Raw genomic sequence first — 18394 nt, forward strand, 5'->3', positions numbered from 1 at the left:
TTAACGTTTCTTATCATTTAGCTACTATACGCTAAAGAAAGGGAAACTTAAGATTTAGGTCGTTTAGCACCGTATTTAGAACGGCCTTGTCTTCTATCGTTTACACCTGAACAATCAAGTGCGCCACGAACAGTGTGATAACGCACACCTGGTAAATCTTTAACACGACCACCGCGAATCAAAATAACGCTATGCTCTTGTAAGTTGTGACCTTCACCACCAATGTAAGATGCTACTTCGAAGCCGTTAGTTAAACGAACACGAGCAACTTTACGTAGTGCTGAGTTTGGTTTCTTTGGTGTAGTTGTATACACACGAGTACATACGCCACGACGTTGTGGACAAGCTTGTAACGCTGGAACGTTACTTTTTTGTACCTGTCTGACACGTGGTTTACGTACCAATTGGTTAATAGTTGCCATTATAGCTCCTGATTAATTAAAACAATGGGTAATATTAATTGACTAAGTTTGCCAAATTACCCGCTTATAAACGTGAAAAACCGCAACCTTAATATATAAGTACACGAAGTACAGAATATAAGGTCGCGGAATTCTATAGGTCAAGCTTTAACCTGTCAAGTCTTAGTACTGTTTTGACAGGTTAAATTTGATACCTTCATACAAATGCCTGACTTAATCGTCAGCATTTAATGCATCAGTTAATGCTTGTGCTGCATCGTCAGCTGAAACAGTTACTTCTTCAACAACAGCATTTGCGGCAAGACGTTTGCGCGCACGCTCTTGGTGATAAGCATAACCTGTACCTGCTGGGATTAAGCGACCAACAATAACGTTTTCTTTCAAGCCACGTAAATTATCTTTCTTACCTGCAACAGCAGCTTCAGTTAATACACGTGTTGTTTCTTGGAAAGATGCCGCTGAAATGAACGATTCTGTCGCAAGTGATGCTTTTGTAATACCCATCATTTGCATTTCAAATTCAGCCGGACGTTTACCTGCAGCTTCAAGTTCACGGTTTGCAATTTTCACTCGTGCAACTTCAATTTGCTCACCTTTTAAGAACTCAGAATCGCCAGCATCTAAAATTTCACACTTACGGATCATTTGACGTACGATAACTTCAATATGCTTATCGTTAATCTTAACACCTTGTAAGCGGTAAACTTCTTGTACTTCGTTAACAATATAGTTAGCTACTGGTGCAACACCACGTAAGCGAAGAATATCATGAGGAGACTCAGGACCATCGGCAATAACCTCACCAATTTGAACCGACTCACCTTCAAATACGTTCAATTGACGTACTTTAGGGATCATTTCTTCATATACTTCACCACTAGGCTGAGTAATTAACAGACGTACTTTGCCCTTAGTTTCTTTACCGAAGCTAATAATACCTGTTTTTTCAGCAAGTATTGCTGGTAACTTAGGCTTACGTGCTTCAAATAAATCAGCAACTCGAGGTAGACCACCCGTAATATCACGAGTTTTTGAACTCGCTTGTGGGATACGTGCTAACGCATCACCGATATTAACTTCGGCACCATCTTCTAAGTTAACAATAGCGTTACCTGGTAAGTAGTATTGTGCTGGAATATCTGTACCAGCAATCATTACGTCATTACCTTTAGCATCAACTAACTTAACCATTGGGCGCATTTCTTTACCCGCACTGTTACGTTGACCAATATCAGTAACAACTACTGAAGATAAACCAGTTAAGTCATCTGTTTGACGAACCATAGTTACGCCGTCAACAAGCTCAACAAATTGAACCTTACCGCCCACTTCCGTAATAATTGGATGCGTATGCGGGTCCCAGTTAGCGATAACAGAGCCAGCTTCAACTGCTTCACCGTCTTTCTTAGAAAGCACAGCACCATAAGGTACTTTATAACGCTCTTTCTCACGACCTAATTCATCAATAATGGTAATTTCTGATGAACGTGATGTAATCACCAAGTGGTCAGCAGAGTTAGTCACAAATTTAGCATTTTGTAACTTAATAGTACCTGAGTTCTTAACTTGTACGTTGTTTTCGGCAGAAGCTCGAGAAGCAGCACCACCAATATGGAACGTACGCATGGTTAACTGTGTACCCGGCTCACCAATTGATTGAGCAGCTACAACACCAATGGCTTCACCTTGGTTGATCATATGACCACGAGCCAAGTCACGTCCATAACAGTATGCACAAATACCGAAGTCATTTTGACAAGTAATAATCGAACGTACTTTTATTTGATCCACTGAATGTTCTTCAATTACATCACATAAGTTTTCGTCAATTAAGGTGTTACGTGGAAGTAACACTTCTTCTGTACCTGGAATCACAACATCTTCTGCAACAACACGACCCAATACACGTTCGCGTAATGGCTCAACAACATCACCACCTTCAATTAATGGTGTCATTAATAAACCGTCGTGTGTACCACAGTCATGCTCTGTAACAACTAAATCTTGCGCAACATCAACTAAACGACGAGTTAAGTAACCCGAGTTAGCTGTTTTAAGTGCAGTATCGGCCAAACCTTTACGCGCACCATGCGTTGAGATGAAGTATTGTAATACGTTCAAACCTTCACGGAAGTTAGCAGTAATTGGTGTTTCGATGATTGAACCATCTGGTTTAGCCATCAAGCCACGCATACCTGCTAACTGACGGATCTGAGCGGCACTACCACGAGCACCAGAGTCAGCCATCATAAAGATTGAGTTGAAAGAATCTTGCTCTTCCATTTCGCCATCACGATTCATCACTTGTTCTTTCGACAAGTTATCCATCATTGCTTTCGATACTTTCTCGTTAGCAGAAGACCAAATATCAATAACTTTGTTATATTTTTCACCTGCAGTTACAAGACCTTGTTCAAACTGTGTTTGAATTTCAGCAACTTCTTCTTCTGCAGCTTCGATAATAGTATATTTCGCATCAGGAATAACCATATCGTCGATACCAACAGACGCACCCGCGATCATCGCATAATGGAAACCGGTGTACATAATATGGTCAGCAAAAATAACAGTGTCTTTTAAACCAAGGTTACGATAAGCATGGTTAATTAATCGAGAAATAGGCTTTTTGCCTAATGGCTGATCAATTAAGTCATATGGTAAGCCTTTAGGACAAACCTGCCATAAAATTGCACGACCTACTGTAGTATCACGTAGTGTTGTTTTAGCTTCTAACTCGCCTTCTTTATTACGTGTATGTTCAGTTATACGTATTTTAACGCGAGCATGTAATTCAGCTACACCAGTGCGATATGCTTTTTCAGCTTCTTTAGTGTCGGCGAAAATCATGCCTTCGCCTAAACCGTTGATACGATCACGCGTTAAGTAATAAAGACCTAATACAACATCCTGTGAAGGTACAATAATAGGATCACCGTTTGCTGGTGACAATACGTTGTTAGTCGACATCATTAAAGCACGAGCTTCTAGCTGAGCTTCGATAGTTAACGGTACATGTACCGCCATTTGGTCACCATCGAAATCGGCGTTATAAGCCGCACATACTAATGGATGAAGGTGAATAGCTTTACCTTCAATCAACACAGGTTCAAATGCCTGAATACCTAATCTATGAAGTGTAGGTGCACGGTTAAGCATTACTGGATGTTCACGAATAACTTCGTCTAACACATCCCATACTTCAGCGCCTTCACGTTCTACTAGTTTTTTAGCCGCTTTAATTGTCGTCGCTAAACCACGAGCTTCTAATTTACCGTAGATAAATGGTTTGAATAGCTCAAGTGCCATTTTCTTAGGAAGACCACACTGATGTAATCGTAATGTAGGACCTACAGTAATTACAGAACGGCCTGAATAGTCAACACGCTTACCAAGTAAGTTTTGACGGAAACGACCTTGCTTACCTTTGATCATATCAGCAAGTGATTTTAATGGACGTTTGTTAGAACCAGTAATAGCTCTACCACGACGGCCATTATCTAATAACGCATCAACAGACTCTTGTAACATACGTTTTTCGTTACGTACGATAATATCTGGTGCTATTAAGTCTAATAAACGCTTCAAACGGTTATTACGGTTAATTACACGACGATATAAATCGTTTAAGTCAGACGTTGCAAAGCGACCACCATCAAGTGGTACTAATGGACGTAAGTCTGGCGGTAAAATTGGTAAAACCGACATGATCATCCACTCTGGTTTGTTACCAGACTGAGCAAACGCTTCCATTAACTTTAAACGTTTAGTAATTTTTTTACGTTTCGTTTCACTACCAATTTCTGGTAATTCTTCACGCATTTGCGCAACTTCAGCATCTAAATCGATTTGTTGAAGTAATGCTAACACAGCTTCAGCACCCATTTTTGCGTCGAACTCGTCACCGTGTTCTTCTAACGCATCAAGGTACTCTTCTTCTGTTAGTATTTGGCTTTTTTCTAACGTTGTCATACCTGGTTCGGTAACAACATAAGATTCAAAATATAATACGCGTTCAATATCACGCAACGTCATATCAAGTAATAAACCAATACGCGATGGTAATGATTTCAAAAACCAAATATGTGCAACTGGGCTTGCTAATTCGATATGACCCATACGGTCACGACGAACTTTAGTCAATGTAACTTCAACGCCACATTTCTCACAAATAACACCACGATGCTTAAGACGTTTATACTTACCACAAAGACATTCATAGTCTTTAACTGGACCAAAGATGCGCGCACAGAATAAACCGTCACGCTCTGGCTTAAAAGTACGATAATTAATCGTCTCAGGTTTCTTCACTTCACCAAATGACCATGAGCGGATCATATCTGGTGATGCTAATCCGATGCGTATACCATCGAACTCTTCTGTCTGATTCTGTTGCTTAAGAAACTTAAGTAAATCTTTCACACTCTATCTCCTGTCGGAGTTAACCTTCGGACAAGAGCAATAATTTGCTCTTGTCCATGTACTGATACGTTCAGCAACGAAGCTTTATGCTTATTCCTGATCTAACTCGATGTTAATACCTAACGAGCGGATCTCTTTCAACAACACGTTGAATGATTCAGGAATTCCCGGTTCCATACGATGATCACCGTCAACCAAGTTTTTATACATTTTGGTACGACCATTAACATCATCTGATTTCACCGTTAGCATTTCTTGTAGTGTATAGGCAGCACCATAGGCTTCTAATGCCCATACTTCCATCTCACCGAAACGCTGACCACCAAATTGCGCTTTACCGCCAAGTGGTTGTTGGGTTACTAAGCTATAAGAACCCGTTGAACGAGCATGCATTTTGTCATCAACTAAATGGTTAAGTTTTAACATATACATGTAGCCAACAGTTACTGGACGCTCAAACTCACGACCTGTACGACCATCAGTTAATGTAAACTGACCGCTTTCAGGCATATCTGCAAGCTTGAATAAGTCTTTAATTTCACGCTCGCTTGCACCATCAAATACTGGTGTAGCAATTGGAAGACCTGCACGTAAGTTGTTTGCTAAGCGTAAAATCTCATCATCAGAGAAGCTATCTATATCAACTTCTTGACGAGACTCACCTAATTCATACACTTCTTTTATAAAGGCACGAAGTTTAGACAATTCACGCTGTTCTTCTAACATACGGTTGATTTTTTCACCGATACCGCGTGCTGCCATACCTAAGTGAGTTTCTAAAATCTGACCAATGTTCATACGCGATGGAACACCCAATGGGTTTAACACGATATCAACCGGCACACCGTGCTCATCGTATGGCATATCTTCAACAGGTACTACGTTTGAAATAACACCTTTGTTACCATGACGACCAGCCATTTTATCACCTGGTTGGATACGACGCTTAACCGCTAAGTAAACCTTAACAATTTTTAATACGCCTGGTGCTAAATCATCACCTTGCGTTATCTTACGACGCTTAACTTCATATTTTTTATCGAAGTCAGCTTTAATGTTGTCGTACTGCTCAGCAATTTGTTCAAGCGCCGATTGGTCTTCTTCATTTGCTAAGTTTTGTACTAACCACTTATCGCGAGACATGCTGTTTAAATCAGAATCGTTTAATCCTGCAGAAAGTAAAAGTTTTTTAGCACGAGCATAAATACCATCTTCTAAGATAGAGAACTCATCGCCTAAATCTTTCTTAACTTCTTTAAGCTGCATTTCTTCAATTTCAACTGCACGCTTATCTTTTTCAACACCATCACGAGTGAAAATTTGAACATCGATAATAGTACCTGATACAGCATTTGGTACTCGTAAAGAGCTATCTTTAACATCAGCCGCTTTTTCACCAAAAATTGCGCGTAAAAGTTTTTCTTCTGGTGTTAACTGCGTTTCACCTTTAGGAGTAACTTTACCCACTAAGATATCACCGCCGTTAACTTCAGCACCAATGTATACAACACCCGCTTCATCAAGTTTTGAAAGCGCCGATTCACCAACGTTAGGAATATCTGAAGTAATTTCTTCAGAGCCTAATTTAGTATCACGTGCAATACAAGTTAACTCTTGAATATGAATAGTGGTAAAGCGATCTTCTTGCGCAACACGCTCAGAAAGCAACATTGAATCTTCAAAGTTGTAACCATTCCAAGGCATGAACGCGATACGCATGTTTTGACCAAGTGCCAATTCACCCATATCGGTTGAAGGACCATCGGCTAAAACATCACCACGAACAACTGGTTCACCTACACGACAATTTGGACGTTGATTAATACAAGTATTTTGGTTTGAACGTGTGTACTTAGTTAAGTTATAAATATCAATACCCGCTTCACCCGCAAGCATTTCATTTTCATTTACTTTAACAACGATACGTGAAGCGTCTACATAAGAAACAACACCACCACGTTTCGCAACTTCCGTTACACCAGAGTCAACAGCAACAATTTTTTCCATACCGGTACCAACAAGTGGCTTATCCACTTTTAATGTAGGTACGGCTTGACGTTGCATGTTCGATCCCATCAAGGCACGGTTAGCATCATCATGCTCTAGGAACGGAATTAATGACGCAGCAACAGAAACGATCTGTTGAGGAGACACATCCATATATTGAACTTGGTCTGCTGACATCAAGGTAAATTCATTTTTATGACGACACTGTACAAGCCCGTCAACTAACTTACCGTTTTCATCTAAATCAGCAGTTGTTTGAGCGATAACAAAGTTACCCTCTTCAATTGCTGATAAATAATCAACTTCATCAGTTACAACACCGTCTACAATACGACGATATGGCGTTTCTAAGAAACCATAGTCATTTGTACGAGCGTAACAAGATAACGAGTTGATCAAACCAATGTTTGGACCTTCCGGTGTTTCAATTGGACAAACACGACCATAATGGGTTGGATGTACGTCACGTACTTCAAAACCAGCACGTTCACGTGTTAAACCACCCGGACCTAAAGCAGAAATACGGCGTTTATGCGTAACTTCTGATAATGGGTTGTTTTGATCCATAAATTGAGACAATTGTGAAGAACCAAAAAATTCTTTTACTGCAGCAGAGATAGGCTTAGCATTGATCAAATCTTGCGGCATAATTGCATCTAAATCGCCAAGACTTAAACGCTCACGAACAGCACGCTCAACACGAACAAGACCAACACGGAATTGGTTTTCAGCCATTTCGCCAACTGAACGTATACGACGGTTACCTAAGTGATCAATATCATCAACTTCGCCTTTGCCGTCACGAATACCAATTAAGGTTCTCATCACTTCAATGATGTCTTCTTTTGAAAGGATGCCTTCACCCGTTTCAACATCACGACCAACACGGCGGTTGAATTTCATTCGACCAACAGTTGATAAATCGTAGCGTTCTAGTGCAAAAAACAAGTTATTAAACAATGTTTCAGCTGCATCTTTCGTTGGTGGCTCGCCTGGGCGCATCATACGATAAATTTCAACTAGCGCTTCTAAGCGGTTAGTTGAAGCGTCAACACGCAAGGTGTTTGACATATATGAACCAACATCAAATTCGTTCATATATAACGTAGAAAGTACTTTATGCCCTGCTTGACTTAACTCAGCGAGTAACTCTAATGTTAACTCAGCATTCGCTTCTGCAATAACTTCGCCTGTTGACTCGTCAATGTAAGCTTTAGATAAAACTTTACCAACAATATACTCAGCAGGTACTTCTAATTCCGTAACATTGCCTTTAGATAATTGACGAATGTGACGAGCAGTTATACGACGACCTTGTTCTACAACAACGTCACCATCTGGCATTGTGATATCAAACGTTGCCGTTTCACCACGTAAACGCTCAGGTACAAGTTCCATGATCAACTTATCGCCTTTAATTTCAAACGATGTAGTGTCATAGAAAATGTCTAGAATTTCCTCTGTAGAATATTCTAGTGCACGTAGAATGATCGACGCTGGTAATTTACGACGACGGTCAATTCGCACAAATAGGTTGTCTTTAGGGTCGAATTCAAAATCCAACCATGAACCACGGTAAGGAATAACGCGTGCGTTATATAACACTTTTCCTGAAGAATGTGTTTTACCTTTATCGTGATCAAAGAATACACCTGGTGAACGATGTAATTGAGAAACAATTACACGCTCTGTACCGTTAATAACAAACGTACCGTTGTCTGTCATTAAAGGAATTTCACCCATGTATACTTCTTGTTCTTTAATGTCTTTTACTGTACCGGCAGGCGCTTCTTTGTCATAAACGACTAAACGTAATTTGACTCGAAGCGGTGCTGAATAAGTTACACCCCGAATTTGACATTCTTTAACATCAAATAATGGTTCACCTAATCGATAGCTCACATATTGTAATTCTGAGCTACCTGAGTATGCTTTAATTGGGAAAATAGAACGAAACGCTGCCTCAAGGCCCGCTTCACCAGTAGGATCAATATCTATAAACTTACGGAAAGATTCGAGTTGGATCGATAACAAAAATGGATAATCCATTACTTGTACACTTTTACCAAAGTCCTTACGAATACGTTTCTTTTCAGAGTAAGAGTAAACCATGGGGTTCCTCAGCTTGCTGGTTATGGCCGAATCTGCCTTAAAATACCAATTGGAATAAATAACGAGTTAAAAATACTATTTTCACCGGTTATCTAATCCAATTGGTATAGACAGGGTATTGCAGTGATGTAATCACACATCAAATAATGCACTGTTTTCGTTTAAAAAAAAACCTAAATAATAGACTCTTGGAAAAACGACTTACTTTAGCGCAAAAAGGCCGGTGACGTTTAAATCACCAGCCATTGCCTTTTCAGGCAGTTAACCTGCTAAAAACAGATTATTTAAGCTCAACAGAAGCGCCTGCTTCTTCAAGAACTTTCTTAAGTTCTTCAGCTTCAGCTTTCTCAACGCCTTCTTTAATAGCTTTAGGTGCTGATTCAACTAAGTCTTTAGCTTCTTTAAGGCCTAAACCTGTAGCGCCACGAACTGCTTTGATTACAGCAACTTTCTTCTCGCCGAAACCAGTTAAGATTACGTCAAATTCAGTTTGCTCTTCAGCAGCGCCACCAGCGTCACCACCAGCAACAGCAACAGCTGCAGCAGCTGATACGCCGAATTTTTCTTCCATTGCTTCTACTAATTCTACTACGTCCATTACTGACATTTCAGCAATTGCGTTTAGGATATCGTCTTTAGAGATAGACATTTTAAATTTCCTGTTTCAATAAACGGCCATTTGACCATTTTTAATAACTACTAATACAAAAAGCGAGTTTAGGTTCTTTATAAACCTGGTTATTAAGCCGCTTCTTGCTCTTTCTGATCGCGAATTGCAGCAATCGTACGGACAAGCTTGCCTGCAGATGCTTCTTTCATAGCGCTCATTAAACGTGCAATAGCTTCGTCGTATGTTGGTAACTTAGCAAGTACCTTCACATCAACGATGTTGCCTTCAAATGCGGCTGCTTTTAATTCAAATGCTTCGTTAGTTTTAGCGAAGTCTGAAAAAATACGCGCTGCTGCACCTGGATGCTCGTTTGAAAATGCAATCAATGAAGGGCCAATAAAGTTGTCAGATAGACAAGCAAAATCAGTACCTTCAACTGCACGACGTGCTAACGTGTTACGAACAACTTTCATCCATACACCGTTTTCACGTGCTTGCTTACGCAAGGCAGTAATTGCTTCAACTGCTACACCGCGAGAATCTGCGATTACAGCTGACTGAGCGCCTTTGGCAGCTTCTTGAACTTCAGCAACAATTGCTTTTTTGTCATCAAGATTGATAGCCATTGGCTTTAACTCCTGGTTCAACCGGATAAACCGGCATTTACAATCCCTAGAACTAATAAAAGCTCTAGGCCGTTACGGCGAGGACCAGAATTTAGGAAATACTGGGTAATCACCATCTACGTAGGACATTAAGTGTTCAAAAAGCACACACCTACGGTCTTGGACGGGGGTTATGTGCTGTTATTACAAGAATAATAACCTATAACTCCTACCAAATTTTGAGGGGCGAAATTATAGTTCATAATTTCGCCCATGTAAAGCTTCAAAAATATGAAGTTTTACTAAAATTAAAGTGTCAAGCTACTTTGGTCAACTGAAACACCAGCGCCCATTGTAGTTGAAACAGAAATTTTCTTAATAAATTGACCTTTAGCATTGGCTGGTTTTGCTTTTTTAAGCGCTTCCAATAATGCTTCTAAGTTTTCTTTCAACTTAGCGTCTTCAAAATCAACCTTACCGATAGTAGTATGGATGATACCGTTTTTGTCGTTGCGGTAACGAATTTGACCTGCTTTAGCGTTATTAATCGCTGTTACAACGTCAGGTGTTACAGTACCAACTTTAGGGTTTGGCATTAAACCACGTGGGCCTAATACTTGACCTAATTGGCCAACAACACGCATTGCGTCTGGAGTAGCGATAACAACGTCAAAGTTCATTTCGCCTTTCTTAACTAATTCAGCTAAGTCTTCCATACCAACAATATCAGCACCTGCAGCTTTTGCTTTTTCAGCATTTTCACCTTGAGTGAATACAGCTACACGTACGTCACGACCTGTACCATTTGGTAGTACAGTTGCGCCACGAACGTTTTGGTCTGATTTACGTGCATCAATACCAAGATTAACTGCAACATCAACACTTTCTTTGAATTTAGCTGTCGCTAATTCTTTTAAAAGTGCAAAAGCTTCGTTAATTTCATAATTCTTTAATACGTCTACTTTTTCACGAACTAGACGAGCGCGCTTCGATAATTTAGCCATGATTAACCCTCCACCACTAAGCCCATTGAACGAGCTGAACCCGCAATGGTACGAACAGCAGCTTCAAGAGAGCCAGCCGTTAAATCAGGTTCTTTCATCTTAACAATTTCTTCAAGTTGTGCTGTTGTAACAGTACCAACTTTATCTGTGTTAGGACGACCTGAACCGCTCTTAAGACCTGCCGCTTTTAATAATAAAAATGCAGCTGGTGGTGTTTTAGTTTCGAACGTGAAAGAACGGTCACTGTATACAGTAATTACTACTGGTACTGGAGCGCCTTTTTCTAAAGAATCTGTTTTTGCGTTAAACGCTTTACAGAATTCCATGATGTTCACACCGTGTTGACCTAATGCAGGACCAACTGGTGGTGACGGGTTAGCTGCACCAGCAGCTACTTGTAGCTTGATTAAAGCTGTGACTTTTTTAGCCATCTTTAAAAATTCCTCTATTTGGGTACAAACGCCCTGTTAATTAAATAACAACAACCGTAACGGCCGAGCTCCCCGTGAATAAATAATGCCGAATATCTTAATAAACTTTACGTCTATCAAAAAAAATCGGCAGCGGATTATATATTAATCTTCGCTGCCGATTCAAGTCTTATGTTGACTTATTTTTGTTCAATCTATTTTACCCATTTAGAAGTTGGTGTAATTAACCCTTTTCTACCTGAGAAAACTCAAGATCAACAGGTGTTGAACGACCAAAAATAAGAACTGATACTTTAATTCTGTTTTTCTCGTAGTCTAACTCTTCAACTACACCATTGAAGTCTGCAAATGGTCCTTCAATAACGCGAACAACTTCACCCACTTCAAACAATGTTTTAGGTTTAGGCTTATCAGTTGAATCTTCTAAGCGCTGAAGAATTCTGTCAGCCTCTTTTTGCGTAATTGGCGCTGGGCGATCACTCGTACCACCAATAAAGCCAAGTACACGAGGTACACTTTTCACTAAGTGCCATGCTTCTTCATCCATCGCCATTTCAACTAACACATAGCCAGGAAAAAATTTACGAGCGCTTTTACGCTTTTGACCTGCACGCATCTCAACAATTTCTTCTGTTGGTACGAGTATTTGGCCAAACTTTTCTTGTAAGCTGTTAATCTCAATATGCTCAAGCAATGTTTTTTGAACACGACCTTCATAACCAGAAAACGCTTGTACTACATACCAACGTAACTTTGGATTTTTATTTTCTGTTTGTGTGATGCTTTCGTCATCGTTAACGCTCTCATCATTATTTGTAATTTCTTCAGTCATAATTACACCTTTAACCCTGTGATAAAGCCAACCACTTCAAATAACACAGAATCTAACCCCCACAGAATTACCGACATAATTAAGGTAGCAACTATTACGATACCTGTAGTTTGAACAGCTTCTTGACGTGTTGGCCAAACCACTTTACGAATTTCTGTACGCGCTTCTTTAGCAAAATCAACCGCAGCACGGCCTTTTACTGTTTGAATTGCGATTAAACCTGCAACAATAATTGCGCCTACAACAGCAATAGCACGTATTAGCACTGATTGATCGCCGTAGATATAATTACCAACAACAGCTCCTATTAAAATTAGGATAGTAACTCCCCACTTTAAGGAGTCAAGAGAACCGCTTGGTTGGTTTTCTGTACTTGCATTCATAATAATGACCTGTAATAACTTGTCTGCTAGACAATACACCCAATAATGAGCATTAAAAAAACAAAGCAACGAATCGTTACTTCTTAAAATATGGCAGGGGTAGAGAGATTCGAACTCCCAACCGTCGGTTTTGGAGACCGCTGTTCTACCAATTGGAACTATACCCCTAAAATTTAATTACACTTGTCGGGTGAATCTTAGTTGCAAAAGGGAATTAAGAGATACTCGAGAAGTGAAGCGCTATTATACTTAGTCAATCATTTTACTCAAGGGAAATTTACAAGATAATCTATTGAAGCCCGATGCAATGCTGTAAGCTCGTTGTTGAAAAACTCCATCATACTCAAATATAACAACCACTCTTCATAAACAACCACTTTTTATACACAATTTAAGAAGTCTCTTCTGTTATACCAATCTCACTAATTATGTGTTCATTTCTACTGGTTAAAACAATCAACTACTGCGTTATTTATTTTATAATTATCGCTACAAGGATGTGGCTTATGTAGGCAATGCGGGAGCATAATTGCCCTGAACAACTAGTGATGAAAGTAAATGCCTTGTATTTGACTGTTTTCACTGCGTATAAAGCAGGTCCCTTATTTAATGAAACTGGTATAATTCAAGAAATCGATACTCTCAATTATTATTTCTTCAATTAATGAAACTGGTATAATAAATAGCACTAATTCTATGCATTCAAAGCTATTCGTACTATTAAAAATCACACAAAAAAGGCCGCTTTCGCGACCTGTTCTTCATGCTCGATGAGCCCTAAAACATTATCAATTAAGATATAATTTTAGATACTACACCAGCACCAACTGTATGACTTTCAGCTTCGTCGCACTCAAATAGGGATATATGCCATTACAATAACGCAGGAGCAGTTATCGAGAGCCCTCGCCAAAATTTGCTAAAAATTGTCTATTAAGTTATTTTTCTTAACCCATTTTATCATCACGAATAAATCCCTAGAGATCGCAGTGCAAATACAAAAAAAGACGCCGAAGCGTCTTTTTTAAGGTTTAGATGGTTATCTAATCATCAATTAAGAGATGATTTTAGATACTACACCAGCACCAACTGTACGACCACCTTCACGGATAGCGAAGCGTAAACCTTCGTCCATCGCTACTGGGTTGATTAGCTCTACAACAAACTTTAAGTTGTCGCCTGGCATTACCATTTCAACACCTTCAGGTAATTCTACTGCACCTGTAATGTCTGTTGTACGGAAGTAAAACTGTGGACGGTAGCCTTTGAAAAATGGTGTATGACGACCACCTTCATCTTTGCTTAACACGTATACTTCTGATTCAAACTTAGTATGAGGAGAAATTGAACCTGGCTTACATAATACTTGACCACGCTCTACGTCTTCACGCTTAGTACCACGTAATAAAATACCACAGTTCTCACCTGCACGACCTTCGTCAAGCAATTTACGGAACATTTCTACACCAGTACAAGTCGTTTTAGTTGTATCGCGAATACCTACGATTTCAACTTCTTCACCTACTTTGATGATACCACGCTCTACACGACCTGTTACTACTGTACCACGACCTGAAATTGAGAATACATCTTCAATCGGCATGATGAATGCACCATCAATTGCACGCTCTGGATCTGGAATGTAAGTATCTAAGTGGTTAGCAAGCTCAATTACTTTCTCTTCCCATTTAGCTTCACCGTTTAGTGCGCCTAATGCTGAACCTTGAACTACTGGTAAGTCATCACCCGGGAATTCATATTCTGAAAGAAGTTCACGAACTTCCATTTCTACTAATTCTAATAATTCTTCGTCATCAACCATGTCACACTTGTTCATGAATACGATGATGTATGGAACACCAACTTGACGTGATAACAAGATGTGCTCACGTGTTTGTGGCATTGGACCATCGGTAGCAGCAACTACTAAGATAGCGCCATCCATTTGTGCAGCACCTGTGATCATGTTTTTGATGTAATCAGCATGTCCTGGACAGTCTACGTGCGCATAGTGACGGATTTCTGTATCATATTCGATGTGAGAAGTATTGATTGTAATACCACGCTCACGCTCTTCTGGAGCATTATCGATTTGTGCGAAATCTCTTACTTCACCACCGTAAGTTTTTGTTAATACCGCAGAGATTGCAGCTGTTAACGTCGTTTTACCGTGGTCAACGTGTCCGATTGTACCAACGTTTACATGTGGTTTCGAACGTTCAAATTTTGCTTTAGCCATTTTAAAATACCTCTAGGTAGATTAACAAAAAATTAAATGATGTGGATAATTGACAGAATAATCTCAAAAGGAATGGTGCTGATAGGCAGATTCGAACTGCCGACCTCACCCTTACCAAGGGTGCGCTCTACCAACTGAGCCATATCAGCATTCCGATAAAAGATTGGAGCGGACGGCGGGAATCGAACCCGCAGCTTTAGCTTGGAAGGCTAAGGTATTACCACTATACGACGTCCGCGTATTCTCTCAAATTATCACAACAAAATGGTGGAGGGAGGTGGATTCGAACCACCGAAGGCTGAGCCGTCAGATTTACAGTCTGATCCCTTTGGCCACTCGGGAACCCCTCCAAATTTGTTCACACTTTACTGTGTATTAATGGTGCCGACTGCCGGAGTCGAACTGGCGACCTACTGATTACAAGTCAGTTGCTCTACCAACTGAGCTAAGTCGGCACTACATTAAGTGGAGCGAATTCTAGTGTAATGTTTTGCCCCTTGCAAGCGTAAATCGTAAAAAATAGTGGCTTTTTACCTGATTGATGTTTTTTTATTCAAGTTATACATAAGTTAACTCGCTTTTATCGTTTTTTATCAACTAAAACGTTGCATGCCGATAAAAACAAGATCGTCGAAAATATGATGAGGATAAGCTAATTGAGACGAGAGTTTGCACCCATTCCCCCCTGTAATCACAATTTCTATTTCATCAAACTGCGTTTTTAGCTGTTGAAACTGTAATTCAATAGCGCCAACAGTGGCTGCCCATGCACCATTATTAACACATTCACTGGTGTTTTTACCCAGCGCTAAGCTTGGTTGTACACTTTTATCTGCAATAATTTTTTGGGTATTGTTTATCAGGCTATGATAAAGCATATCAATACCGGGTAAAATCCAACCACCAAGATGTTGGCTTAGCGGTGAAATGGCATCAATTGTGGTCGCTGTACCTGCATCAATAACAAGGCACGCTTTTTTCGGAAATAATTGACTAGCCGCCAGCATTACTAACCAGCGATCAATTCCTAATTTACTTGGTGCTTGGTACGCACATTGTAGTTCAAATTGTTGTTGCTGTGTTTGTAATTGCTTAAAGGTAATTGCTTTGCGCTTAGCCCAACCTTTTATTACTTCAGTAAATTGTTCATTATTAACATTCGCAAGAAAAATCCTGTCGGCATGTTCAAATGTTTGCGATAACCATGCTTCGTTGAGTTGATTATTTTCAATATAATTAACCGTAGATCGGTTTTTATTGGTAATGCAAACATATTTACTACGAGTATTACCAACATCTAACAGTACTAACACTTTCTTAAGCTCACTTCGCCGCCATAAACCGGCTTTATTTGGCGTTCTACTTCAAGCAATAGAGCCCCTTGGGTGTTAATACCACGGCAAAGTCCGTAAGTGACCTTCTCACCCGCAACTAATTTAACAGGTTTATTGAGGTATAGATCTAGCTTAAACCACTGATCTAGCATTTTAACAATGCCATGTTCTTGGTGTTCATGTAAGCGCTCTGTAAGTTTACTAATAATTTCAGCAATTAATATATTACGGTCAACGGGTGTTGAGACATGAGTTTGTAAATCAGTCCACGGCTGATCAATTTTACTGGAAGCTTGCTCTGGCATAGACACATTAACCCCTAGGCCAATAACACAATGACTTGGCTCTAATGCCTGCCCTTCTAGATCTATTAAAATACCTGCAAGCTTTTTTTCGTTAATATAAATATCGTTAGGCCACTTGAGTTGCACTTTTATTTGATAGAGTGATTCTATCGCATCACTTATTGCAATAGCCGCTACAACACTTAACCCCATAGCTGCCGACATACCTTGCTCTAAATACCAATACATCGACATATAAACATGAGATCCAAACGGAGATACCCATTCTTTACCTCTTCTGCCCCGCCCTGCACTTTGGTGTTCAGCAATACAAACTTGACCCTGCTTAATATGATCAGGTAAACGACGCAGCAAAAAATTATTAGTTGAGTCGATTAAACAGTGTACTTCAACTTTACTCGCTAAAGCCTTGGTTGATAGCGCCGCGAGCACCTTGGTTTTATCAACCAATGCAATAGGCTGTGCTAAGCGATAGCCTTTTCCGGTAACACTAAATATATCGAAACCAATCTCATTTAAGCTCGCAATTTGTTTAGAAACTGCCGCTCGGCTAATGCCTAAAGACTCACCAATAAGTTGTCCAGAAACAAACTTACCTGCAGCCAACTCCCTAATAAGTTGTTCTTTAATTGATTTAGCCATTAAAGCCATCCTTGATAATTAAGCCACTTGCCGAGACTATACGCACCTCGGGCTGCAACGAAACACCAAACTTAGAAAAAACTTGTTGATTTATATTGCGCGCAAGTTCATATATAGCGGCTCCTGTTCCTTCACCGTGATTAACTAAAACAAGGGCTTGTTTATCATGCACGCCAACACCGTTTTGTTTAATGCCTTTGAGCCCAGCTTGTTCAATTAACCAGCCAGCTGCAAGTTTCACCTGTGTAGTTGATTGTTGATATGCTGGCATAGTTGGATAGTGCTTTACTAATTGCTGGTAGGTTTGTTGGCTAACAACAGGGTTTTTAAAAAAACTCCCCGCATTAGGCTTTACCTTAGGATCAGGTAATTTAGCTTGCCTTACCTCAATTACACGTTGGTATACTTGTTCGGGTGTAGCTTCTGCGCTTAAACTATCTAACCCTTGATAACTAATATTAGCCTGCCAAGCTTTTGGTAGTTTCAAACACACTTGGGTAATAATGCCTTTATCTCTCTTCTCGCGTTTAAAAACGCTATCGCGATAACCGAATTGACATTGCTCGTGTGAAAGTTGATGAAGCGTTTGCGTTGCAAACTCGTACCAATTTACATGCTCAATAACATCAGACAGTTCAACTCCATATGCGCCTATGTTTTGAATAGGTGCCGCGCCAACACTACCAGGGATAAGCGCTAAATTTTCTAAGCCGGCATAACCCTTTTGCACACAATAAGTTACTAATTGGTGCCAGTTTTCTGCACTGCCTGCACTTACAAGGTATGCGTCGTCGCACTCGTCAACTGAGGTTCCCATAAACTTAGGTTGAATAATTACAGGCGCTTTTTCAGCTAAAAACAACGTATTACTGCCTTCACCCAAAATATAAAAAGGCTCATTTGTTAACGAACTAAGCTGACGTAAATCGTCAAGCGACTCAGGAAAGTAAATGCAAGATGTTACACTTTCAAATGAAAAGCTATTGCAAGATTTTAATGAAAAATTAGCTTGTGACTTCATGAATATTGGGTTCAAAGGTTTTCAGTAT

13 protein-coding genes and 5 tRNA genes are annotated in these 18394 nt (G+C 39.9%); all 18 read right to left on the minus strand.

Annotated features, from left to right (window positions below):
* Positions 1–47 precede the first annotated feature (47 nt).
* Complete coding sequence (rpsL, locus tag QUD79_RS15850; protein ID WP_184426792.1) at positions 48–422, minus strand: 30S ribosomal protein S12; 375 nt, start codon at positions 420–422, stop codon at positions 48–50.
* A 213-nt stretch (positions 423–635) separates the two neighbouring features.
* Positions 636–4841: a DNA-directed RNA polymerase subunit beta' gene (gene rpoC / locus QUD79_RS15855; protein WP_184426794.1), complete on the minus strand. Its 4206-nt coding sequence runs from the start codon at positions 4839–4841 to the stop codon at positions 636–638.
* Between the two features lie 90 nt (positions 4842–4931).
* Positions 4932–8960, minus strand: coding sequence for a DNA-directed RNA polymerase subunit beta (rpoB, locus tag QUD79_RS15860; RefSeq protein ID WP_184426796.1), 4029 nt, complete (start codon positions 8958–8960; stop codon positions 4932–4934).
* Between the two features lie 280 nt (positions 8961–9240).
* The gene (gene rplL / locus QUD79_RS15865; protein ID WP_184426798.1) at positions 9241–9609 is read right to left on the minus strand and encodes a 50S ribosomal protein L7/L12; all 369 of its coding nucleotides are present in this window, start codon (positions 9607–9609) and stop codon (positions 9241–9243) included.
* Positions 9610–9701: 92 nt separating this feature from the next.
* Positions 9702–10196, minus strand: coding sequence for a 50S ribosomal protein L10 (gene rplJ, locus QUD79_RS15870; protein WP_184426800.1), 495 nt, complete (start codon positions 10194–10196; stop codon positions 9702–9704).
* Between the two features lie 287 nt (positions 10197–10483).
* Entirely contained in the window at positions 10484–11179 is a 696-nt protein-coding gene (gene rplA / locus QUD79_RS15875) for a 50S ribosomal protein L1 (RefSeq protein WP_184426802.1), read from the minus strand.
* 2 nt (positions 11180–11181) lie between these two features.
* Positions 11182–11610, minus strand: a complete 429-nt coding sequence (rplK, locus tag QUD79_RS15880; RefSeq protein ID WP_184426804.1) for a 50S ribosomal protein L11 — start codon at positions 11608–11610, stop codon at positions 11182–11184.
* A gap of 223 nt (positions 11611–11833) precedes the next feature.
* Positions 11834–12442, minus strand: a complete 609-nt coding sequence (gene nusG / locus QUD79_RS15885) for a transcription termination/antitermination protein NusG (protein ID WP_221435298.1) — start codon at positions 12440–12442, stop codon at positions 11834–11836.
* Positions 12443–12444: 2 nt separating this feature from the next.
* A complete protein-coding gene (secE, locus tag QUD79_RS15890; RefSeq protein ID WP_184426806.1) occupies positions 12445–12825 on the minus strand; it encodes a preprotein translocase subunit SecE in 381 nt (126 codons plus the stop codon).
* A 91-nt stretch (positions 12826–12916) separates the two neighbouring features.
* A tRNA-Trp gene (locus tag QUD79_RS15895) sits at positions 12917–12993 on the minus strand.
* A gap of 886 nt (positions 12994–13879) precedes the next feature.
* Positions 13880–15064, minus strand: coding sequence for an elongation factor Tu (gene tuf, locus QUD79_RS15900; RefSeq protein WP_286289064.1), 1185 nt, complete (start codon positions 15062–15064; stop codon positions 13880–13882).
* 73 nt (positions 15065–15137) lie between these two features.
* Positions 15138–15213: transfer RNA gene (locus QUD79_RS15905), tRNA-Thr, on the minus strand.
* Positions 15214–15228: 15 nt separating this feature from the next.
* Positions 15229–15302, minus strand: a tRNA-Gly gene (locus QUD79_RS15910).
* A gap of 27 nt (positions 15303–15329) precedes the next feature.
* Positions 15330–15414: transfer RNA gene (locus tag QUD79_RS15915), tRNA-Tyr, on the minus strand.
* 29 nt (positions 15415–15443) lie between these two features.
* Positions 15444–15519 (minus strand) — tRNA-Thr (locus tag QUD79_RS15920).
* 138 nt (positions 15520–15657) lie between these two features.
* A complete protein-coding gene (locus QUD79_RS15925) occupies positions 15658–16377 on the minus strand; it encodes a type III pantothenate kinase (RefSeq protein WP_184423729.1) in 720 nt (239 codons plus the stop codon).
* Positions 16371–17345, minus strand: coding sequence for a bifunctional biotin--[acetyl-CoA-carboxylase] ligase/biotin operon repressor BirA (gene birA, locus QUD79_RS15930; protein ID WP_184423728.1), 975 nt, complete (start codon positions 17343–17345; stop codon positions 16371–16373). The genes QUD79_RS15925 and birA overlap by 7 nt, the downstream gene beginning before the upstream one ends.
* Complete coding sequence (murB, locus tag QUD79_RS15935) at positions 17338–18366, minus strand: UDP-N-acetylmuramate dehydrogenase (RefSeq protein WP_184423727.1); 1029 nt, start codon at positions 18364–18366, stop codon at positions 17338–17340. The genes birA and murB overlap by 8 nt, the downstream gene beginning before the upstream one ends.
* Positions 18367–18394 lie beyond the last annotated feature (28 nt).

Source organism: Thalassotalea piscium (genome assembly GCF_030295935.1).
Lineage (GTDB): Bacteria > Pseudomonadota > Gammaproteobacteria > Enterobacterales > Alteromonadaceae > Thalassotalea_B > Thalassotalea_B piscium.